A 19,983-nucleotide genomic window follows, 5' to 3' on the forward strand; every position below is an offset into this window, starting at 1 on the left:
CCTAATCTTTTTTTGTATATTAAACCAAATTTTAGTATAATAAAAAATAAATATATAAAAGGGGATATCAATGATTAAGAAATGGAGCATTCTTTTATTTACTGTTTTTCTATTAGCAGGATGCGGCGAGAAGGCTGCAGAAACAACAACGACAGAGAAAACGGTCTCTAAAATAGAAACAGAGTCTGACTCTAAAAACCAAGTAACTATTGAAAAAATGAAATTGACAAAGAAAGAAAAAAACTTACTAGAGGCATCAACGACGAATGAAATAGTAGCTCTTACACTTAAAGGATTAACGAAGAATGATAAGAGTATTACTTTTATCGGGAGCCACTACAAAAATGGCCGGCTAGTTAATAAAGAGGCATCTTCTTCGACTTTTACGTTACATCAGGATGGTACCGACCAAACGATGAATGTACTTTTACAATTAAGGCATGAGAAAGATACATATGAATCACAATTTAGTATGTGGTCAGATAACAAGAATGAGGGAATGACAAAAGCAACAGCAAGCTTTCCATTCAAAGTAAGTGATTATGTTTTTTCTGCACAATCTGATACTGTCAAAGTCTCTTCTGGAGGAAAGGCACTAATTGCATATACAGCGGCAATGGGGAAAGACGGAAATTCACCAATGATTGAAGTGATTGAGAAAAATCCTAAGCAAGCGCTGAAGAATAAGTCACATGCCTACTTATTTTATATCCAGCTCGATAAATAACTATCGTAATATATATGGAGAATATGAAATTTTTTGACGAAAAATCTTCATATTCTCTTGACGAATTGTTAAGAAAGTTGTAACATAATAAAAGTCAACGCAATGACGATGTCTTTAAAAGATTGATGCGGGTGTAGTTTAGTGGTAAAACCTCAGCCTTCCAAGCTGATGTCGTGAGTTCGATTCTCATCACCCGCTCCAATACATAATTTTGTTTATAACGCAGTATTTCGTTTCATAGATAAACGAAGTGTTGCGTTTTTTATTATGTCAGTATAATGTAAAAAGCACTGTGACCTACAGTGCTTTTTCAATGAGTTCATATTTGCTTTCTCCACCATGTATTTGTATAAACATCTTCGTCAAGGATTGTATAAGTGCCTCACTCTTTTCCCGGGAAATAGATGGTGGGAAGAGAATGATTTGAAGAATGTTTTTTGTGTCTTGAGAAATTTGAGCTTTACTTGCTTGAGAAAATAACCCTTTAAGCTCTGCGCCATCCTGCCATTCAATATGACCAGTTTCATTTTTGGATAATGAAAGAGGCCCTTTCAATTGATCGGCATCTAATGTGAGGATAGGCAAGAAATATTTTAGTGAGAAAAATATCGACAAATCCTGTACGGAATTGGTCGAGTTAATAAATTGTTCTTTTTGAATATCAGCAAGAAGCGGAAGAAAGGGGATACCTTCTAGAAGATTCGTCCATTCTTTGATCGCTGGTACTTCTTCCAAAGTTTGATCTTCATATTCAAAAAACAAAGATTCTTGAAACAGGCGCAGTCGGCCTTTTAACATTTGAGGGGATTTCCCTATCTCAATATGTGAATATTCAATCTGTCCAACATGGATAGACGGGCTTTGAGGTTGGGAGATTTCCAGTTGTATCTTCACAGTGACTCACTCCAATCGGTCATGATACACTCGTATTATACTGAAAACAACTGAAGAAACAAAGAAAGGAGGTTTGCAAGGTGATTCATGTTGGACAATTAAAAGAAGAATTAATTCAATATGCGAACGAAATTGGTGTCGATAAAATTCGATTTGCAAGTGCTGATACATTTGATTCATTAAAGGACCGCCTCATCTTACATGAATCGTTAGGGTATTTGTCCGGTTTTGAAGAACCTGATATCGAAAAACGAACAAATCCTGCTTTGCTGCTTCCAAAAGCAAAATCAATTGTCGCCATTGCGCTCGCATACCCTTCCAAAATGAAAGATGCTCCCCGAAGTACAAAGGATGCAAGAAGAGGGATTTTTTGCAGGGCTTCATGGGGAACTGATTATCATGTTGTGCTGAAAAAAAAGCTCGACATGCTTGAAGAATTTTTGCGCAGTAAACACGAAGATATACGGACAAAATCAATGGTGGACACAGGTGAATTGTCTGACCGTGCTGTAGCCGAACGTGCTGGCATTGGCTTTAGTGCAAAGAACTGTATGATTATCACACCAGAGTTCGGATCTTATGTCTATTTGGCTGAGATGATTACAAATGTTCCATTTGAACCGGATGAGAAAATAGAAGACCAGTGTGGAACTTGTAATAAATGTGTGGATTCATGCCCAACGGGTGCTCTTGTGAATCCAGGCCAGCTCAATTCTCAAAGGTGTATTTCGTTTTTAACACAGACAAAAGGGTTTTTACCTGACGAATTTCGCTCGAAAATAGGAAATCGGTTGTATGGATGTGATACGTGCCAAACGGTCTGCCCAATTAATAAAGGGAAAGACTTTCATCTACATCCTGAAATGGAGCCGGACCCTGAAATTGCAAAGCCGCTCTTAAAGCCACTGCTGACAATCAGCAATCGTGAATTTAAAGAGAAGTATGGTCATGTTTCTGGATCATGGCGAGGGAAAAAGCCTATTCAGCGGAATGCCATTTTGGCACTTGCTCACTTTAAAGATACATCTGCTTTGCCAGATTTGGTTGACCTGATGCATAAAGATCCAAGACCGGTCATTCGAGGCACGGCTGCTTGGGCAATCGGTAAAATTGGCGATGGTCAGCAGCTTTCAGAACTGGAAAAAGCCCTTGAGTGGGAAAGTGATGAAGAAGCAAAACAAGAGATCATCAAAGGGATTGAATTGTTACAAACACCTTTAAATACTAAATAACCTCCCATTGAACATAGAATGAACCAAACAGAGATGTTAAAAAAAGTTTGGTGGTGTCTGTGTGAAACAATTATTAGAACAAACGTTAGAAGACAGACTGGCATATTTATTAAATGGCAGTACGATCAAACAGCCGCAGCTGATGTCTGATGTGGACGCTGTGGAGCGAAAGAAAGAGCTGTTTGCAAGAAGACAAGTTGAGATTGTCAAGGCGAAAGCAAAAGCAAAACTTCTCGATTCAGCTATTCAAGATGATGGAGCTCAGCAAGTACAATATCTCGCTCACCTCACTTATGTCTGTAAGGATATAGACGATTCTTTTTATTTAGAGGAACAGGTTGAGAAAAGAGAAGCGTTTCTTTATAACGACATGCTTGTGAAAGATCGGATGATGTTAGAAGAACGACAAAAGGAAGATCAGGTGGATGAGCGCTTCCAAAAAGATGACCAATTTGGAAGAGCTTTTCACTATGACCGGCGTGCAGCTGTTCAATATGCTGAGACGTATTGGAATAAACGGAATCCAGCATATAAAAATTTTGAAGATAACTGTACGAATTTTATTTCACAATGTCTAAAAGCAGGGAATGCGCCAACGAGAGGATATCCGAACCGTGGATCTGGCTGGTGGGTTCGTCCACATACATGGAGCTACAGCTGGACGGTGGCACATTCGATGAAAAATTATTTAGCCAATTCCAAAGCGGGGTTGAGAGCAAAGAAACTCAACGAGCCGCAAGAGCTTCAAATAGGTGATGTGATTTGCTACGATTTTGAAGGTGACGGTAGGTATAATCATACAACCATTGTCGTTGATCATGATAAAGGCGGAATGCCTCTTGTGAATGCACAAACGTATGACAGCCGTATGCGTTACTGGTCGTATGAAGATTCAACGGCTTATACACCTAATATTCGTTATACGTTTTTTCACATTTTGGACGATGCTCCAAAGGATAGTTAATGGTATAATGTTGAGCGGAAAAGAAAATTAGAGGTGAACTTTTTTGGGACTTCATGTCGTTTTATATCAACCAGAAATTCCAGCTAATACTGGAAATATTGCGCGAACATGTGCAGCAACAAATACAACACTTCATCTGATTCGTCCGCTTGGTTTTTCGACAGATGATAAAATGCTGAAGCGTGCAGGACTCGATTATTGGAAATATGCCAATGTCGTCTATCATGATTCATTAGATGAATTGTTTGAGGCTCATCCGAAGGGGCAATTTTTCTATATCACAAAGTTTGGGCAAAAGCCGCATACAACGTTCGATTACTCGCAACTAGATGAAGACTACTTCTTCGTATTTGGCAGAGAGACAAGTGGATTGCCAAAAGATTTGATTGAACGGAATATGGATCGCTGTCTACGTTTACCAATGACAGAGCATGTTCGTTCACTGAATCTATCGAATACGGCAGCGATTCTTGTGTATGAGGCGCTTCGCCAGCAGCAATACCGAGATTTGATATAAGAACATGATAAAAGCCGAGATCCGATCTCGCTTTCAGTGAATATGTAAGTACTGAAAATATGAACGAAATGAAAAAGGATGTTCCGCTGATGGAACATCCTTTTTTTCATTTACCAGGCTTGCCTTCGTAGCCAGCTGTGAAAATGGATACTAAAAACGTAATGATGACGCCCATCATAATGACCGTTCTCATATAAGCTCCCCCTTATCCCTTTGTTCCTTCGCTGCCGGTTTCATATGTTGTGAAGTTCGCCTTGAAAAGCAGGAGATGAAGATCATTTTTCTCCTGTTTTTCCTTTATTATGAAGGGTCTTGCGGATGGTTGTCAATTCAGTTTGCCAATTCGTCATTTTGAAGAACGAAAGCATGTAATAGGACGCCTCCGCATAGATTGTAAAACAGTATCTGATTTCTAGCTTCAATCTTGAAAGAGGAGGTTCATATGGATATTTTAAAGAAAATTGAACAGCACAGAGAAGAAGAGCAGCGACTGAAATGGGAAGGCACCTTCAGCGAATATTTAGATATTATTAAAGAAAATCCACTTGTCGCTCAATCTGCTCATTCTCGCGTTTATCATATGATTAAGGACAGCGGGATTGAAGAGGAGAATGGGGTCAGAACCTACAAATTTTTTGATCAGGAGCTTTTTGGTTTAGAGGAATCATTGGAAAGGCTAGTGGAAGAGTATTTTCACCCTGCGGCTAAACGTTTAGATGTCAGAAAGCGTATTTTATTGTTAATGGGGCCAGTCAGCGGCGGGAAATCGACGCTTGTCACAAGGCTGAAAAGAGGGCTGGAAGAGTATTCACTAACAGATCATGGCGCAGTCTATGCGATTAAAGGCTGCCCAATGCATGAAGATCCGCTTCATCTCATTCCGCAAAATCTGCGGGAGGATTTCTATAGAGAATACGGCATACGTGTGCAGGGGAATTTATCACCTTTGAACTTGATGAGGCTCGAAGAGGAATACGGTGGCCGCATTGAGGATGTGAGAGTGGAACGAATTTTTTTCTCAGAGGACAAACGGACCGGCATTGGTACCTTCAGCCCGTCTGATCCGAAATCTCAGGACATTGCTGACTTAACAGGAAGTATTGATTTTTCAACGATTGCTGAATTTGGTTCAGAGTCAGACCCGCGTGCGTACCGGTTTGATGGAGAGCTCAATAAAGCGAACCGTGGAATGATGGAATTTCAGGAGATGTTAAAGTGTGATGAGAAATTTCTATGGCATCTTCTTTCATTAACGCAGGAGGGAAATTTTAAGGCGGGGCGTTTTGCGTTGATTAGTGCGGATGAATTGATTGTTGCACATACGAATGAAACGGAGTACCGATCATTTATTTCGAATAAAAAGAACGAGGCTTTACACTCAAGAATTATTGTGATGCCGATCCCTTATAATTTAAAGGTGACAGAGGAAGAACGCATCTATCATAAGATGATTTCAGAAAGTGATGTCTCAGATGTTCATATTGCGCCGCATACGCTAAAGGTAGCTGCGATGTTCTCTATTTTGACAAGGCTGAAGGAGCCGAAGCGGTCTGATATCGATTTGGTGAAAAAAATGCGACTGTATGATGGGGAAAGTGTCGAAGGTTTCCAATCTGTTGATATTGATGAGATGAAAAAGGAATTTCATGACGAAGGAATGAGCGGAATTGACCCGAGATATGTCATTAACCGCATTTCATCCACCATTATTCGAAAGAACATGGAATCCATCAATGCACTGGATGTCCTCCGTTCCTTAAAAGAAGGACTCGATCAGCATCCATCGATCTCAAGTGAAGATCGGGAACGTTATTTGAATTTTATTTCTGTCGCACGAAAAGAGTATGACGATATGGCGAAGAAGGAAGTTCAAAAGGCATTTGTGTATTCCTATGAGGAGTCTGCGAAAACTCTCATGGATAATTACTTAGATAATGTTGAGGCGTACTGCAATAAAAACAAACTGCGTGATCCGTTAACAGGTGAAGAAATGAATCCTGACGAAAAGCTCATGCGTTCAATTGAGGAACAGATCGGCATTTCTGAAAACGCCAAAAAGGCATTCAGAGAAGAAATCCTTATTCGGATTTCAGCTTATGCAAGAAAGGGCAAACGCTTTGATTATAATTCTCATGAGAGATTAAGAGAAGCCATTCAGAAGAAGCTCTTTGCCGATTTGAAAGATGTCGTGAAAATTACGACATCGACGAAAACGCCGGATGAGCAGCAGTTGAAGAAGGTCAATGAAGTAGTGGCGCGATTGATTGATGAGCATGGCTATAATTCCACAAGTGCAAACGAACTCTTAAAATATGTAGGTAGTCTTCTGAATCGTTAATAAATGAAGGAGGCATTATTGGCGCAAACCAGCACCAGTAATGTCTTTTTTAGAAATCGTCGTCATTTCGACGACGGCCAGCATACGATAATGGAATCGATGGTTACAAGAATTGTCCAAAAAGGTGAGGAGGGGGATGGATGTCCCGGCAAGAAAAAAGTCAGTTTATTGTGTCTCAGGAAGACTGGTCCCTCCATCGAAAAGGCTTTGATGACCAGCAGCGTCATCAGAAAAAAGTCAAAGAGGCGATTAAAAACAATTTGCCGGATCTTGTCACAGAGGAAAGCATCATCATGTCTAATGGCAAAGATGTGGTCAAAATTCCGATCCGTTCTTTAGATGAATATAAAATTCGGTACAACTATGATAAGAATAAGCATGTAGGTCAGGGGGATGGAAACAGCCAGGTTGGCGATGTGGTCGCTCGGGATGGATCTGACAGTAAGCAAGGGCAGGGAAAAGGGCAAGGTGCTGGAGATCAAGCCGGTGATGATTATTACGAAGCAGAAGTCTCATTAATGGATTTAGAGGAAGCGCTGTTTCGTGAGCTGGAGCTACCAAATCTTAAACAAAAGGAACTTGATGATATCGTTGTCGAGGAAATTGAGTTTAATGATATTCGCAAAACGGGGTTAACCGGTAATATCCATAAAAAACGAACAATGCTGTCAGCATTTAAACGAAATGCCATGACAGGAAGCCCTTCCTTTTATCCCATTTATCCAGAGGATATTAAATATAAGACGTGGAATGAAGTCACCAAACCAGAATCAAAAGCGGTTGTCCTAGCGATGATGGATACGAGCGGAAGTATGGGGCTTTGGGAAAAATATATGGCGAGAAGCTTTTTCTTTTGGATGACACGTTTCTTGCGGACAAAGTATGAGACAGTCGAGATCGAATTCATTGCCCACCATACAGAGGCGAAGGTCGTAGACGAGGAGCACTTCTTCTCTCGGGGAGAGAGCGGGGGAACCATTTGTTCTTCTGTCTATCGAAAGGCACTAGAGCTCATAGACGAACGATATCCGCCGTCACGATATAATATTTATCCTTTCCATTTTTCTGATGGTGACAATTTGACCTCTGATAATGCACGGTGCGTGAAGCTCGTTTCTGAAATTATGAAAAAAGCCAATTTATTTTGTTATGGTGAAGTGAATCAATATAATCGGCATTCTACGTTAATGTCAGCATACAAACATATTCAGGATGAGAAATTTAAGCATTATATTTTGAAGCAAAAATCAGACGTTTTTCTCGCATTAAAAAAATTTTTTCAGCAGGAAGAAGTTCTTTCTTAAAGAGAACATTCAAAAAAACCTTTCAGCATAAGGGCTGAAAGGTTTTTTGTGTGGAGAAGGAAGGGATCACCAGAAAAAAAGTAAAACTTTCTCTTTGACATTTCAATTTTCATTTATTAATATTTAATCTTGTTAAATATAAGTTTTTCAAAAAAGATGCCGATCGTCTTTTCTTCTTTTTCTGCTTTTTGCTCATAAGTGAACAATAAGTATAAATGGGCTGCACACCATTTTCAGCGGAGTAGAAAAAGGGGAAACAGGCAGCTCTATGAGCTTGTTTCATAATCTGTCAGATGATGGGCATTCTAAGTTTGCTAAAGCAGATGACACTATATTTTTATACATGAAAGGAGAAACAAAACATGAACAGAGGGCGTTTATTGCTAACGAATATTATTGGCCTTATTGTGATTCTTGCCATTATTGCCGGAGGTGCTTATTACTACTACGAAAGCACAAACTTCGTAAAAACTGATGAAGCAAAAGTGACAGGTGACATGTACCAAATTACAGCGCCAGCAGCTGGACAAATTAAAGGCTGGGACATCAATGAAGGTGACGAAGTGCAAAAAGACAGCACAGTTGCAAAAGTTGAAGGAGAAGCAAAAACAAACATTAAAGCAGTGGCTGATGGCACATTAGTCAAAAAAGAAGTACAAAACAACCAACAAGTGCAGCCTGGGACAGTTCTTGGTGAAACGATTGACCTAAGCAAGCTTTACATTACAGCGAATATTAAAGAAACAGACATTAAGAACATTGAAAAAGGCGACAAAGTGGACATCGTTGTAGACGGCGATCCTGATACAACATTTGAAGGAACAGTTGAACAAATTGGTTATGCAACAAACTCAACATTCAATATGCTGCCAGCAACAAACTCAAGTGGTAACTACACGAAAGTGACACAAAAAGTAGCAGTGAAAATTTCAATTAAAAATCCATCTGACAAAGTACTTCCAGGTATGAATGCTTCTGTCAAAATTTCATCTTAATGATGACTGATATCAAAAAATGAAAGGAGGTTGTCTGAGATGGCAAATCAACCTGCAGCGACAAAACAGGGAGCAGGCTCCTTGTCTTTACTGATCATTTTAATGGCCGGTTTGTTCGTAGCGATTTTAAACCAAACGCTTTTGAACGTAGCCATGCCCCATTTAATGACTGAATTTAATGTGAGTGCGACGACAATTCAGTGGCTTACAACAGGTTACATGCTTGTCAACGGGGTGCTCATTCCGTTATCTGCGTTTTTAATCACACGTTTTGGCCAGCGCAGCTTATTCCTCGTGGCGATGATTTCATTTACACTAGGGACTTTTATTTGCGGTATTGCGCCAAACTTTTCTACGATGCTGATTGGTCGTTTGATTCAGGCAGTCGGTGGCGGTATCTTACAGCCGCTCGTCATGACAACAATCCTTTTTATTTTCCCTCCAGAAAACAGAGGGAAAGGAATGGGGATTTTTGGTCTTGCGATGATGTTTGCGCCAGCTGTCGGACCAACGTTATCTGGTTATATTATTGAACACTATTCATGGCGTATTATGTTTTATGGACTTGTACCAATCGGTGCGATTGTCATTATCGCGGCTTTCTTTATGTTTAAAAATATTGTAGAGCCTAAAAAAATCAAGCTGGACAGTCTTGGTGCGATTCTGTCGATCGTTGGTTTTGCTTCGCTTCTATACGGAGTGAGTGAAGCGGGAAGTGATGGTTGGACAGATCCAATTGTTCTATCTACGATTATCATTGGTGCGATTGCGATCATTCTCTTTATTTTCCAACAGCTAAAAGCGGATAATCCGATGCTTGATTTCCGCGTGTTTAAATACAGCATTTTCTCATTATCAAGTGTTATCAACATTATTATTACCGTTGCCTTATACACTGGGATGTTCTTACTTCCGATCTACTTGCAGAACCTCGTTGGGTTTACTGCACTGCAATCGGGGTTATTAATGCTTCCAGGGGCACTTGCGATGCTGATTATGTCTCCAATTTCAGGGATCTTGTTTGATAAATTTGGACCTCGTCCACTTGCCATTGTGGGGATGCTGATTACGGTTGTCACCACATACGAGTTTACAAGGCTGACGATTGATACATCTTATAGTCACATTGTGCTCATGTATGCAGTACGTGCCTTTGGTATGTCACTCTTGATGATGCCAGTCATGACTGCTGGGATGAACCAATTACCGCAGCATTTAAACAGTCATGGTACAGCGATGTCAAACACACTGAGACAAATCAGTGGTTCGATCGGTACGAGTTTGATCACGACGATTTATACAAATCGCACGACATTCCATTATTCCAATATGGCAGATCAAACGAATACGGCTGACCCGTTCTTTATGAATTCATTCCAGGCGGCTGTCTCTAATGTGATGCACCATATGGGCATGACAGCAGAAGCTGCTCAAAAATATGTGTCGACCCAGCTCTTTACGAAAGCACAAGTCGATTCCAATGTGATGGGCATCAATGATGCTTACATGTGGGTGACATTATTCTGTGCAGCGGGTGTGATTCTCAGCTTGTTCCTGCGAGATGTACGTAAGGATAAAAAGCGAAAAGAAAAGCAGGATAAGAAACAAGAAATGACATTGCTTCCAGCACCTAAGGAAGCAAACCAAGATGCAAGATAAGTGTGGAGGGACCGTACATGAAAATTTATGTCGTATATGATAGTGAAGGTGACCATACAAAAGCACTTGCAGAAGCGATTGCAGCTGGCGCAGGTGAAACAGAGCACGCTGAAGTGTTCATTGATCATGTGAAAGATGCGGATATCCGCAAGCTTGATCAAATGGATGCAATCATTTGGGGCTGCCCTGGTCACTTTGGTACCATTAGTTCTGGATTAAAGACTTGGATTGACCGTCTTGGGTATTTATGGGCAGAAGGAAAACTCATCGATAAAGTCGGTGCCGTTTTCTGTACCACTGCAACAACACACGGCGGATTAGAAATGACGATGCATAATTTGATTACGCCAATGTTCCATCAAGGGATGCTTGTGGTCGGCCTTCCTGGAAATGTTCCAGAAAATGCGTTATACGGCTCTTATTATGGAGCAGGTGTGACGTGCCCGATTGATTCTGATGAAGTGATTTCTTCAGAAGGCATTGAGCTGGGGAAAGCATTAGGAAGACGTGTAGCATCAGTCACTGCGTCATTTAAGCGATAAGGAGAGGGTTCTTTTGGCGACGATTATTGTAGCGTTAGTAGCTGCTGTTCTAGTCATTATCGGATTAGTAGCGTTCAATGTCAGACACGCTTCGGCCGAGAAGGAAGAGATCAAAGAAGATGTATCGAATCATCCTGACGTGCCGCATAGCGAGCCAGAAGTTGCGGCGAGACCTGTAGAGCCTGAAGTGGAAGAAAAAGCGTCAGAGCCTTCTCAGGCAGATGATGCTCCGTCAGGTGATGATTTCTATAGACAGGCGCTTCAAAAGTTTAAACAGCCAGAACCACCTGTCAAAGAAGAAGAACCAGAGACGAAAATGAATGATGATATGTATCGTTCTGCTTTACAGAAACTAAAGCAGAAGGACAAATAAAAAGAGAACCTCTCGTCAGGTTCTCTTTTTTATTACACAAAAAAACCGCCGACATAAGCCGAGCGGTTTTCCTTCACTCTATAAAGTGCTAAAAGAGCAGATGCTCTTAAATTACGCTTTGTTAACGTTAGCAGCTTGTGGTCCACGGTTACCTTCAACGATTTCGAAAGAAACTGATTGACCTTCTTCTAAAGTTTTGAAGCCTTCGCCTTGGATAGCAGAGAAGTGAACGAATACATCGTCTTGACCTTCTACTTCGATGAATCCGAAACCTTTTTCAGAGTTGAACCATTTTACTTTACCTTCTAACATGAAATTTCCTCCTAAAGCGATCTTAACGCTTAAATTCACTATTCTTGCTCTTACACAAACTTCAAAGACGAAAACTCTTTCAAAACTTTCTTCTTAAAGATGATACGAACAAAAATAATTACCTTTACTTTACCAGTGTTTGCGGGAAAAAACAACTGTTATACGAAAACTTTTTTAAAAATAATTAGCGCTAACAAATTGAGGAAAAAGCCTATGTTAAGTGTTCTCTTTTACGTCCAGAAAAGCTCACTTGGTTTCTGCCTGACTGCTTCGCTTTATAGAGCTCCTGGTCTGCAATAATCGGTAATTGTTTCATGTTTTCACTTGTTCCTGCATCATAAGCACAGCCAATTGACACCGTAATGTGAATCGATGTTCCGTTTTGTAAATAAATTGGGTGATCCGCCATTTTTTTTCGTAAACGTTCCGCAATTTGCCATGTTTTTTCAACGGAACAATTCGGTAAAAGCACAGCAAATTCTTCACCGCCGATTCGCCCAATATAATCAGAGCTTCTTGTGTTCTTAATTAGCCTTGTTCCGATTTCTTTTAAAACGATATCTCCCTCATGATGTCCATACTGATCATTGATGGTTTTGAAATAATCGATGTCTAGGTAAATCAAGGACATTTGATGGATAGGTTGCTTTAAGTTCAGAGAAAAAGCATCACTTAATATTTCATCGAATTTCCGTTTATTTAAAACACCAGTTAAAAAGTCATAATGAGCTTGGAATTTATACAAATTTAACATCTGATACGCTTTTGTTTGATGCTCAATGACATAAAAGTTAAATAAACCGGCAATATACGAGAAAATCCAATAGGCAGTATGCAGTTCAAACGATCTTTCATTGACAATGATGATAAATAAAATCGTCGCAATGACGTTGCTCATGGTAATAGATAACAGCATTTTTACGACGTGATTGATATGACGCTCAGCAATTAAAAAGGAAGCTGTGGCGATAAATATCATGGAAAAAATATTAATGAAAGAAGCGACATTGGCTTCGATTAATAATCGGCCAATAATGATCACACAGGCTGCAATGAACGTTTGTGCAATGCCTCCATAAAATGCCGTTAAAATAAGGGGGATATGTCTTAAATCGATGATGGCTGGTCCTGCTTTAATAGAGAAAAACATTAAGAGGACACCGAGTAACCCAGAAATGATTCCTTTAAAAATTTGTCTGAGCAAGGTGTCTTCCTTTTTTAAAAAATTCTCTTTAAACACAAGCATCAATAAATAATGGAAAGTGACAAGAATTGTTAAATTAATAAAGAGGTCTCTTAGCAAAATAAAATCACCTTTTTAAAATTACTAAAATTTGTTGCAAAAGAAAAGGGGAAACAAGATAATTAATAAAAATTTCACTTATGAGGGGTTTAAAATGAGGAGAAAACAATTTCCAGATCGAACAGACTGGCTTTCTTTTTTTGAGACGTGGCCTGATGAAGGATTTGAACGAGATATGCCCATTGAATATCAAGATCTAACGTTTCGGTTTGAGAATGAGGAAGAGCGATTTGTGGTGACGATGTCTCTTGGAGTACAAGAATTTTCTTTGAAGGCTGTTCGAAAAAAGGACGCATCCGTTTTAGGAGTATATGCCTTTAAAACTGTGCGACATGTAGAAATAAAAAAGGATCGGCAGCATGAAAAAGAGCTGTTGATACTATTAGATGGTGTGGAACGGTTTGTTATCACGATCGAAATCACCTTCTTGCCTTCCTTCTGCATCATGGTGAAAGAGCATTTTTCAGGAGAATAAACAGGAGCCTTTCTGAAAAAAGGCTCCTGTTTTAGTTATTTGTGCTCGATGTCATTGAGCACTTGCTGAATGGATTCATCATCCATTACATTCATGACACTTTCATCAATGTGAAGAGACTGGGCGTAAGACTTTCTCGGCGGCTGATGAGTTTGGTATGTTTTTGATGATGTTTGATGCTGATTTGTTTCATTGGGCTGGACAGCGGTGAATGCCTGCTTGATCATTTGACCTACTTCAGCCGTGCCTTTTGAGTCTTTACGTGAATGCGAATGGGACTCATGGCGAGATGGCTCATGATGGTGTTGATCTTTGCCTTTCATCATTGAGGACAAATTCATTTGAGTCATGCTGCTTAGTCTTCTCCGTAATAGTGGTGAAAATAATGCAATGATGGCTGTTGATGCTGCGATCATTGCACCAGTACTCATACCTTTTCTCTTTTTAAACAAACGAATCCCTCCATTTGATCGTGATGATACTTCTTCATCATGTTTAGGATGACCAATCAAGGCTGATTTATGAATTCATTGCTGAAATAGAGGATGTGTGCATAAAAAGTCTGCTGGATGAAAAACCTATGAGCAAAAGGAGGGAATCAATTGATGAATAAGAAATGGATGCTATCTTTATTACTCGTTCCAACATTGATCACTGCTGGGTGTGGAATGAACAACCAAGGCGATGAACGAAGAGGAACAATGAAACGACAGTATGAAAATGTCACATATAAGAACGACAACATGAGACAGGATCAACCAAATGTGCAAACACCTCAGAAGGTGAAAGTGGCAGATAAGGCATCAGAGCTTGTTGCCAACATGTCTGAAGTGAAAACAGCGAACGTACTTGTCACAGGGAAAAATGCATTTGTTGCTGTCGTGCTTGAAGGCAATAAAAGCGGAGATGTAACAGACGATTTGAAAAAGAAAATTTCTGACAAAGTCAAATCGACGGATCAACAAATTGATAATGTGTATGTATCTGCTAATCCAGACTTTGTCGATCGTATGGCAGGGTACGGAAAACGTATTAGAAGTGGAGAACCAATTTCAGGATTCTTCGACGAGTTTACTGAAACGGTTCGACGTGTCTTCCCTGAATCAAAATAGCTACGACAAAAGCCGTATGTCATATGCGGCTTTTTTGTTTGGAACCGCACCTTGCGCACCTGACTGCATAAAGTAAAAAATATATCACCTCTTGTTGATCTTTGTTTTTTCATAGAAAGAGAAAGAGGTTGCAGGATGAATTCAGGTGGGGAGTAAATGAAAGCAAAACCGTCATTAATTCATAAAAAACTTGTAAGCGGAATGATTGCAGCAGGTTTGATTTTTTATGCGTTCACTGCGTACTTGATTTATGTAGCGTTCCAGCTGGCAGGGCAATATCTAGAGCAGCATTCTTCGCCTAAAACGGTCTTAACGGAAGGACTCAATAAGCAAGTCTATGAACATATTCGAATCTACTATGCAGAGGATGAGGGCGCCTTTGTCGATCTGACCATAGAAGCGCTTGAGCAGGCAAAGAAGAGAACGATGTCAGTGTTTCAGTATGAAGCTGATAAACCGTTAGATATCATTTATTTTGATGATAAAGAGACGATTGAGCAATTTGCTGGCATCAAGCATATTACAGGTTTTTATTCTGATGTTGATCATATGATTGGATTATACCCAGATAAACGGGAAGAATTGTTGAAGAAAGAGACACTGCCTTTATACTTTTTCAACACGTTATTCATTCATGAGTATGCCCATTTTGTTTTCTATGAAAAGGTGCATGCATACAATGTATCTCCAGTCGTCTTTCCTCTTTGGTTCCATGAAGGAACAGCAGAATGGACGGCCTATGATGTGCTGAACGCCACGTCTGAACGGTTTGACGTCATTCCTTTTAAATCTCTTTATTCTGATCAAGACTGGCAAGAATCTCGCACGACGTATGAGACAGATGTTTATTTACAAAGCTACTATATGATCTATGAGCTTGTGGAGCTTTATGGACGAGATGTCATACATGAGATCATGGAGGAAACGGCGAAAACTAGTCGTTTTGATAGAGGGTTTGAACAAGCGACAGGACAACGTCTCACAGATTTTGAAGAGCAATTTAAACTGAATTATCAAAGAAAAAACGGCTGACCTGTAAATAGGTTAGCCGTTTTTTTGTTTAATGAAGCGGTTTTTGCTGGTTGGCTTTGCTTGGCGGCATCTGCACTTGTCCCTGCATAGGGGCAAATGTAGATGTCATCGCCTGCATATCTTGAGCTGTAAGCTGCGGAACTTGATAATAGCTATGTTTGTTTTGATATAAGAAAATTTCATACGCCATTTCAATAAAGTTCGGGATTTGCGCTGCAAGCACACGTCGTACCACAGGGTTTGTGACCTCTAATGCAGTCATTGAGAGTAATCCAGCATGAGATTTCATAAGACCAAGCATATGCCCTGTAATTCCCGCATCTTTTACATCCTGTAATGATTGATTTGGCTTCTTAGGCTGAGATGGTTTTATTCCGTATGTCACCTGTGTCTGTTCTTTCATCATATAAGTAGATGTTTCTTCACTAGGCTTTTGACCAGTAGAAAAACAATCTACCGTGACGTTGTACTGGGACAATACAAATTGATATTGTCGATCTAACATGTCGGATAATGCGGGATCTTGGGTAAATTGCCGAAAGATCATGTATTGATCCAAAATATTAATGGTCCCTGCCAATACCTCATGTAAATCAAATAACTCATGCCCGCCATGATTGAATTGGGGCTGCTGGACATGTCCTTGAACGTTTGGTTGCTGATCGTTTTGCATAAAGAATCCTCCTTCTGTTTATACAGTCTGTTTTAATGTGAGGAAGTTTTCCTCCTTTCATGCAAAAAACATTATTTACAATTAGAGGGTTTTCTTCCTTTTTGTCGAAAAAATGTATCAGACGAATGAACATGGGGGTACCAGATGCAGGACAAAATCATTAATCGTTTGATAGAAGACGAACATGTGCAGGCACCAGTGATTGGCATCGGTGTTTCGCCGTTTGAACAGCATCATCTTGAGGCTTTTTTTCAATCATTTCCGCATGAATTAAATGCCTCTTTTATTGTTGTGCAAAATCATGTGACAGGCGATTGTGTAACTGATTTGGAAGCACTTGTTTTACCGATTGGCTACAGGGCAAAGCCGATTAAGCATGGTGAGAAAGTCATGAAAAATACGATTTATGTTTGTCCGCAGCATGCAGCTGTGACATTGACAGAAGACAAACGGCTACACATAACAGAGCAGCATCCTACAAACAAGGCGTGTGCTGTAAATTCGTTGTTTCAGTCACTTGCCAATGTGCAAAAGGAAGAGGCCTATGCGATCTTTTTTCAAAAAGGCTATTGTGTAGGAAGTGGTTTGCTTCAAATCGTTGAGCAAGGCGGTACAGCCATATCGTGCAGTGAGACAAATAGTGGGTTTGATCGTATGTATCATAAAACATTTCAAGACCCTTCTGCACTTGCGTCATATATAGCCAACATCATCAACGTTCCGCATACAGATGTTGCAGACCCTATTTTGATCAGAATCATTGAACGTCTTGAAATGCATAAAGGAATTGCATTTTCAACCTATGAGAAGCGCAGACTGCTCTCTGTCATTCAAAAAAGAATGAGGAGTGCGAACCAATCGATCTCCTTATTGTCCGAGTACGATCGTTTATTAGAGAGAGAACCAGATGAGCTTGATCGCCTGCATGTACAGCTTTTAAGCGGCACGACTTCCTTTTTTAGAGATATGGAAGCCTTTCGAGTATGTGAACATCACATCATTCCGTCGATCATTGAAAACACAATGAAAAATGGGAAATCTCGATGCCGCATTTGGATTGCAGGATGTTCTACAGGTGAAGAAGCCTATTCTTTTGCGATGTTATTTTTAGAAGAAATGAAACGAAGACAAGTGTCCATTGAACTTCAAGTGTTTGCAACAGACATCAACCGGAAAGCCATCCAAAGTGCAAGCAAAGGTGTTTATTCGCTTGAGTCTATGGCACGGATGCCAGAAAAATGGAGGGCGCGATATTTCGAAAAAAAAGGTGACGCTTTTATTGTGAAGCAGTCGCTTAGAAAACATATTGTCTTTGCTCCTCACAATTTATTGATCGATTCACCTTTTATCCACCTCGATTTTATCAGTTGCCGAAATGTTCTGATGTACTTCCAGCCAGAAGTACAAAAACGAGTCTTATCTCGATTCCAATATGCACTAAAGGATCAAGGGATGTTGATATTAGGACCGAATGAAAAGGTACCCAATTTCCCTCGTTTATTTCATTTGTTAAATGAAAAGTGGAACATTTACACCCACTCAAACGTTCCTAAATACAATGCAGGTCGTACGGAGTTAAAAGAACGAGCTGTCCAATATATGAAAGAAGTAGAGCAGGAGTATGATGCATGTTTCATCATAGACGATTGCGAGCAAATTCTCGCGATATCAAACGGTGCCTATTCTTTCTTAGCGCATGCAGAAGTCTCAGATGAATTATGTGAATATGTAACCCCTGATTATATGAAAGAGATACTAAGTCAAAGCTTTCAAAAGGTGTGGACTGAAGAGACTGAGGTTGACTTTCAACATGTCCTCATTTCGGAAAATGGAAGAAAGCAGTATGCTGATTTTACAGTGAAACATTTTGATCGCCGTTTTAAAGGAGTATACGTCATTCTCATTCGGATGAGTGAGAGAGGAAAAAATCAAAAGAACGGCAGGGACAAAGGGATGTCAGAGCAGAATTCGGTTTATCAACAGCGAATTGTCGATTTAGAAAATGAGCTCAATGAGGTCAAACAAAAGGAGCAAGAAGCAAGGGCTCAATTAAAAGAAAAAAACAAGCAAATAGAAGTGCGCGAGAAAACAAACGAGCATTTTATTAATATCATAAACAACTTAAAGGTGACAAGAGAAGAACTGTACCGGCCGTCTGTGAAGCCAGAACTTGCCACGTTGTTTGTGGACCGGGAAATGAATATTCGCTATCACACTCCTACAGCTGCCTCTTTATTTACTTCAGCTCAAACCCGGCACCAGCAAACTTTTCAGTCGATGGTGAAGAAGCTATCGAAGGAAATGCTCTATCAGGATATTCAATCTGTCATTTCAGATAGGCGCGTGATCGAACGTGAAATTGAAACGAACGAAGGAGAACAATTCACGGTTCATATGACGCCTTTCTATGATCAAGATCGCGAGGGAGCAGTGATGACCTGGATCAAGATGACCGAAATGACGAAATTGAAGCAGGCTCTTCATCTTGCGGTGACAGCACTTGATAACAGCCATATTCATATTGTGGTTGCAACAGGAGAAGGTGTCATTCAGTGTGTCAACCAGCGCTTTTGTCAGTTTGTACAGCAGCATGAATATGACTTGATCGGAAAAGATATTTTTTCTGTCTATTATGCGTTGTGTCAATGTGATGATCTAGCGAAACAATGGGACGTGTGTTTAAGAGAGGGCAGCTGGACAGGAGAGTTGTATTTTCAGGACTTATCAGGGCGTGAGCGATGGGAAAGAGTCTCTTTACACCGAATCGATGACCCTGACAAAATGCAGTCTACTGTCATGCGGATTTCAGAGGATATTACAAGTCAAAAACAGTCTGAGAAAATGCTGATGAAGTCTGAAATGCTGTCAGCAGTTGGACAGCTTGCAGCTGGTATTGCCCATGAGATACGTAACCCACTTACGTCGTTAAAAGGCTTTTTACAGCTAATGATTCAAAGTAAAAAGTATCAGAAGGATTATGCCGATGTGATGATGTCAGAGTTTAATCGGCTTGAGTCTATTATTAACGAATTCCTTGTGCTCTCTAGAAGCAAATCTGTTAAATTTGAACCGGTGAATGTGAATCTTCTCCTCGAAGAAGTCATTATGGTCGTTGAATCTCAGGCGGTCTTAAAAGGAGTGTCGATTCAAAAGAATTTGGCGCCCTCTCTGCCACATATTCAAGGCATTCCAAATGAATTAAAACAAGTGTTTCTTAACATTCTTAAAAATGGAATTGAAGCGATGGATGGAGTAACAGGTGTGATCCAAGTGACTTCATTATTGAAAAACGACCAAATGATGCTGATATTTGAAGACCAAGGAAAGGGCATACCAGAAGACGAGATTGGGAAATTAGGTGAACCTTTTTACACAACGAAAGAAAAAGGCACGGGTCTTGGATTAATGATGACCATTAAGATTATTGAAAGCCATGGCGGTACCATTCGTTTTGAGAGCAAAAGCTTTGAAGGGACACGTGTGATTATTACGTTTCCAAGTAATTGAGATCAGCTTTACATGAAATCCATC

19 protein-coding genes and 1 tRNA gene are annotated in these 19,983 nt (G+C 40.0%); 15 read left to right on the plus strand and 5 right to left on the minus strand.

Translation table 11 applies throughout. The features are described from left to right. The first annotated feature begins 70 nt into the window (after positions 1 to 70). Positions 71 to 727 carry a hypothetical protein gene (locus ES896_RS17930; protein WP_135227125.1) on the plus strand — a complete coding sequence of 219 codons (657 nt, stop codon included), beginning with the start codon at positions 71 to 73 and terminating at the stop codon, positions 725 to 727. Between the two features lie 127 nt (positions 728 to 854). After that, a tRNA-Gly gene (locus ES896_RS17935) sits at positions 855 to 928 on the plus strand. 96 nt (positions 929 to 1,024) lie between these two features. Here ES896_RS17935 and ES896_RS17940 read toward each other — a convergent pair. Then, positions 1,025 to 1,621: a hypothetical protein gene (locus ES896_RS17940; protein WP_017366901.1), complete on the minus strand. Its 597-nt coding sequence runs from the start codon at positions 1,619 to 1,621 to the stop codon at positions 1,025 to 1,027. 83 nt (positions 1,622 to 1,704) lie between these two features. Here ES896_RS17940 and queG point away from each other — a divergent pair, with 83 nt between their 5' ends. From queG to ES896_RS17985, 9 genes are all read left to right on the plus strand, one after another. Next, positions 1,705 to 2,853 carry a tRNA epoxyqueuosine(34) reductase QueG gene (queG, locus tag ES896_RS17945; RefSeq protein ID WP_135227150.1) on the plus strand — a complete coding sequence of 383 codons (1,149 nt, stop codon included), beginning with the start codon at positions 1,705 to 1,707 and terminating at the stop codon, positions 2,851 to 2,853. A 61-nt stretch (positions 2,854 to 2,914) separates the two neighbouring features. Beyond that, positions 2,915 to 3,817 carry an amidase domain-containing protein gene (locus ES896_RS17950; RefSeq protein WP_035392596.1) on the plus strand — a complete coding sequence of 301 codons (903 nt, stop codon included), beginning with the start codon at positions 2,915 to 2,917 and terminating at the stop codon, positions 3,815 to 3,817. A gap of 43 nt (positions 3,818 to 3,860) precedes the next feature. Further along, positions 3,861 to 4,334 carry a tRNA (uridine(34)/cytosine(34)/5-carboxymethylaminomethyluridine(34)-2'-O)-methyltransferase TrmL gene (gene trmL, locus ES896_RS17955; RefSeq protein ID WP_003211950.1) on the plus strand — a complete coding sequence of 158 codons (474 nt, stop codon included), beginning with the start codon at positions 3,861 to 3,863 and terminating at the stop codon, positions 4,332 to 4,334. A gap of 442 nt (positions 4,335 to 4,776) precedes the next feature. Next, positions 4,777 to 6,672, plus strand: coding sequence for a PrkA family serine protein kinase (locus ES896_RS17960; protein WP_017360374.1), 1,896 nt, complete (start codon positions 4,777 to 4,779; stop codon positions 6,670 to 6,672). A 140-nt stretch (positions 6,673 to 6,812) separates the two neighbouring features. Next, on the plus strand, positions 6,813 to 7,976 hold the full coding sequence (gene yhbH, locus ES896_RS17965; protein WP_135227126.1) for a sporulation protein YhbH: 1,164 nt from the start codon (positions 6,813 to 6,815) through the stop codon (positions 7,974 to 7,976). A gap of 362 nt (positions 7,977 to 8,338) precedes the next feature. Further along, the gene (locus ES896_RS17970; protein WP_007497037.1) at positions 8,339 to 8,971 is read left to right on the plus strand and encodes a biotin/lipoyl-containing protein; all 633 of its coding nucleotides are present in this window, start codon (positions 8,339 to 8,341) and stop codon (positions 8,969 to 8,971) included. A 39-nt stretch (positions 8,972 to 9,010) separates the two neighbouring features. Beyond that, the gene (locus ES896_RS17975) at positions 9,011 to 10,630 is read left to right on the plus strand and encodes a DHA2 family efflux MFS transporter permease subunit (protein WP_017360372.1); all 1,620 of its coding nucleotides are present in this window, start codon (positions 9,011 to 9,013) and stop codon (positions 10,628 to 10,630) included. Between the two features lie 17 nt (positions 10,631 to 10,647). Beyond that, on the plus strand, positions 10,648 to 11,172 hold the full coding sequence (locus tag ES896_RS17980; protein ID WP_041507547.1) for a flavodoxin family protein: 525 nt from the start codon (positions 10,648 to 10,650) through the stop codon (positions 11,170 to 11,172). Positions 11,173 to 11,185: 13 nt separating this feature from the next. Beyond that, positions 11,186 to 11,545, plus strand: coding sequence for a hypothetical protein (locus ES896_RS17985; RefSeq protein ID WP_135227127.1), 360 nt, complete (start codon positions 11,186 to 11,188; stop codon positions 11,543 to 11,545). A 111-nt stretch (positions 11,546 to 11,656) separates the two neighbouring features. Here ES896_RS17985 and cspB read toward each other — a convergent pair whose 3' ends face one another. After that, positions 11,657 to 11,857: a cold shock-like protein CspB gene (cspB, locus tag ES896_RS17990; protein ID WP_008349061.1), complete on the minus strand. Its 201-nt coding sequence runs from the start codon at positions 11,855 to 11,857 to the stop codon at positions 11,657 to 11,659. A gap of 211 nt (positions 11,858 to 12,068) precedes the next feature. Further along, the gene (locus tag ES896_RS18000) at positions 12,069 to 13,160 is read right to left on the minus strand and encodes a GGDEF domain-containing protein (protein ID WP_019743742.1); all 1,092 of its coding nucleotides are present in this window, start codon (positions 13,158 to 13,160) and stop codon (positions 12,069 to 12,071) included. Positions 13,161 to 13,254: 94 nt separating this feature from the next. Between ES896_RS18000 and ES896_RS18005 the strand changes: the two genes are divergently transcribed. After that, positions 13,255 to 13,635, plus strand: a complete 381-nt coding sequence (locus tag ES896_RS18005; protein ID WP_008349057.1) for a hypothetical protein — start codon at positions 13,255 to 13,257, stop codon at positions 13,633 to 13,635. A 35-nt stretch (positions 13,636 to 13,670) separates the two neighbouring features. Here the strand turns inward: ES896_RS18005 and ES896_RS18010 are convergent, their stop codons facing one another. Continuing rightward, entirely contained in the window at positions 13,671 to 14,087 is a 417-nt protein-coding gene (locus ES896_RS18010) for a spore coat protein (protein WP_135227128.1), read from the minus strand. Between the two features lie 153 nt (positions 14,088 to 14,240). Here ES896_RS18010 and ES896_RS18015 point away from each other — a divergent pair, with 153 nt between their 5' ends. Next, entirely contained in the window at positions 14,241 to 14,747 is a 507-nt protein-coding gene (locus ES896_RS18015; RefSeq protein ID WP_008349054.1) for a YhcN/YlaJ family sporulation lipoprotein, read from the plus strand. Positions 14,748 to 14,903: 156 nt separating this feature from the next. Beyond that, complete coding sequence (locus tag ES896_RS18020; RefSeq protein ID WP_060832204.1) at positions 14,904 to 15,779, plus strand: hypothetical protein; 876 nt, start codon at positions 14,904 to 14,906, stop codon at positions 15,777 to 15,779. A gap of 28 nt (positions 15,780 to 15,807) precedes the next feature. Here ES896_RS18020 and ES896_RS18025 read toward each other — a convergent pair whose 3' ends face one another. Beyond that, positions 15,808 to 16,452 carry a spore coat protein gene (locus ES896_RS18025; RefSeq protein WP_135227129.1) on the minus strand — a complete coding sequence of 215 codons (645 nt, stop codon included), beginning with the start codon at positions 16,450 to 16,452 and terminating at the stop codon, positions 15,808 to 15,810. A 144-nt stretch (positions 16,453 to 16,596) separates the two neighbouring features. Between ES896_RS18025 and ES896_RS18030 the strand changes: the two genes are divergently transcribed. After that, positions 16,597 to 19,959: a CheR family methyltransferase gene (locus ES896_RS18030; RefSeq protein WP_135227130.1), complete on the plus strand. Its 3,363-nt coding sequence runs from the start codon at positions 16,597 to 16,599 to the stop codon at positions 19,957 to 19,959. Positions 19,960 to 19,983: the final 24 nt, after the last annotated feature.

The sequence above is a fragment of the Bacillus sp. 005/A4HT-01/001 genome, assembly GCF_004634445.1.
GTDB classification, from domain to species: domain Bacteria; phylum Bacillota; class Bacilli; order Bacillales; family Bacillaceae; genus Bacillus; species Bacillus altitudinis.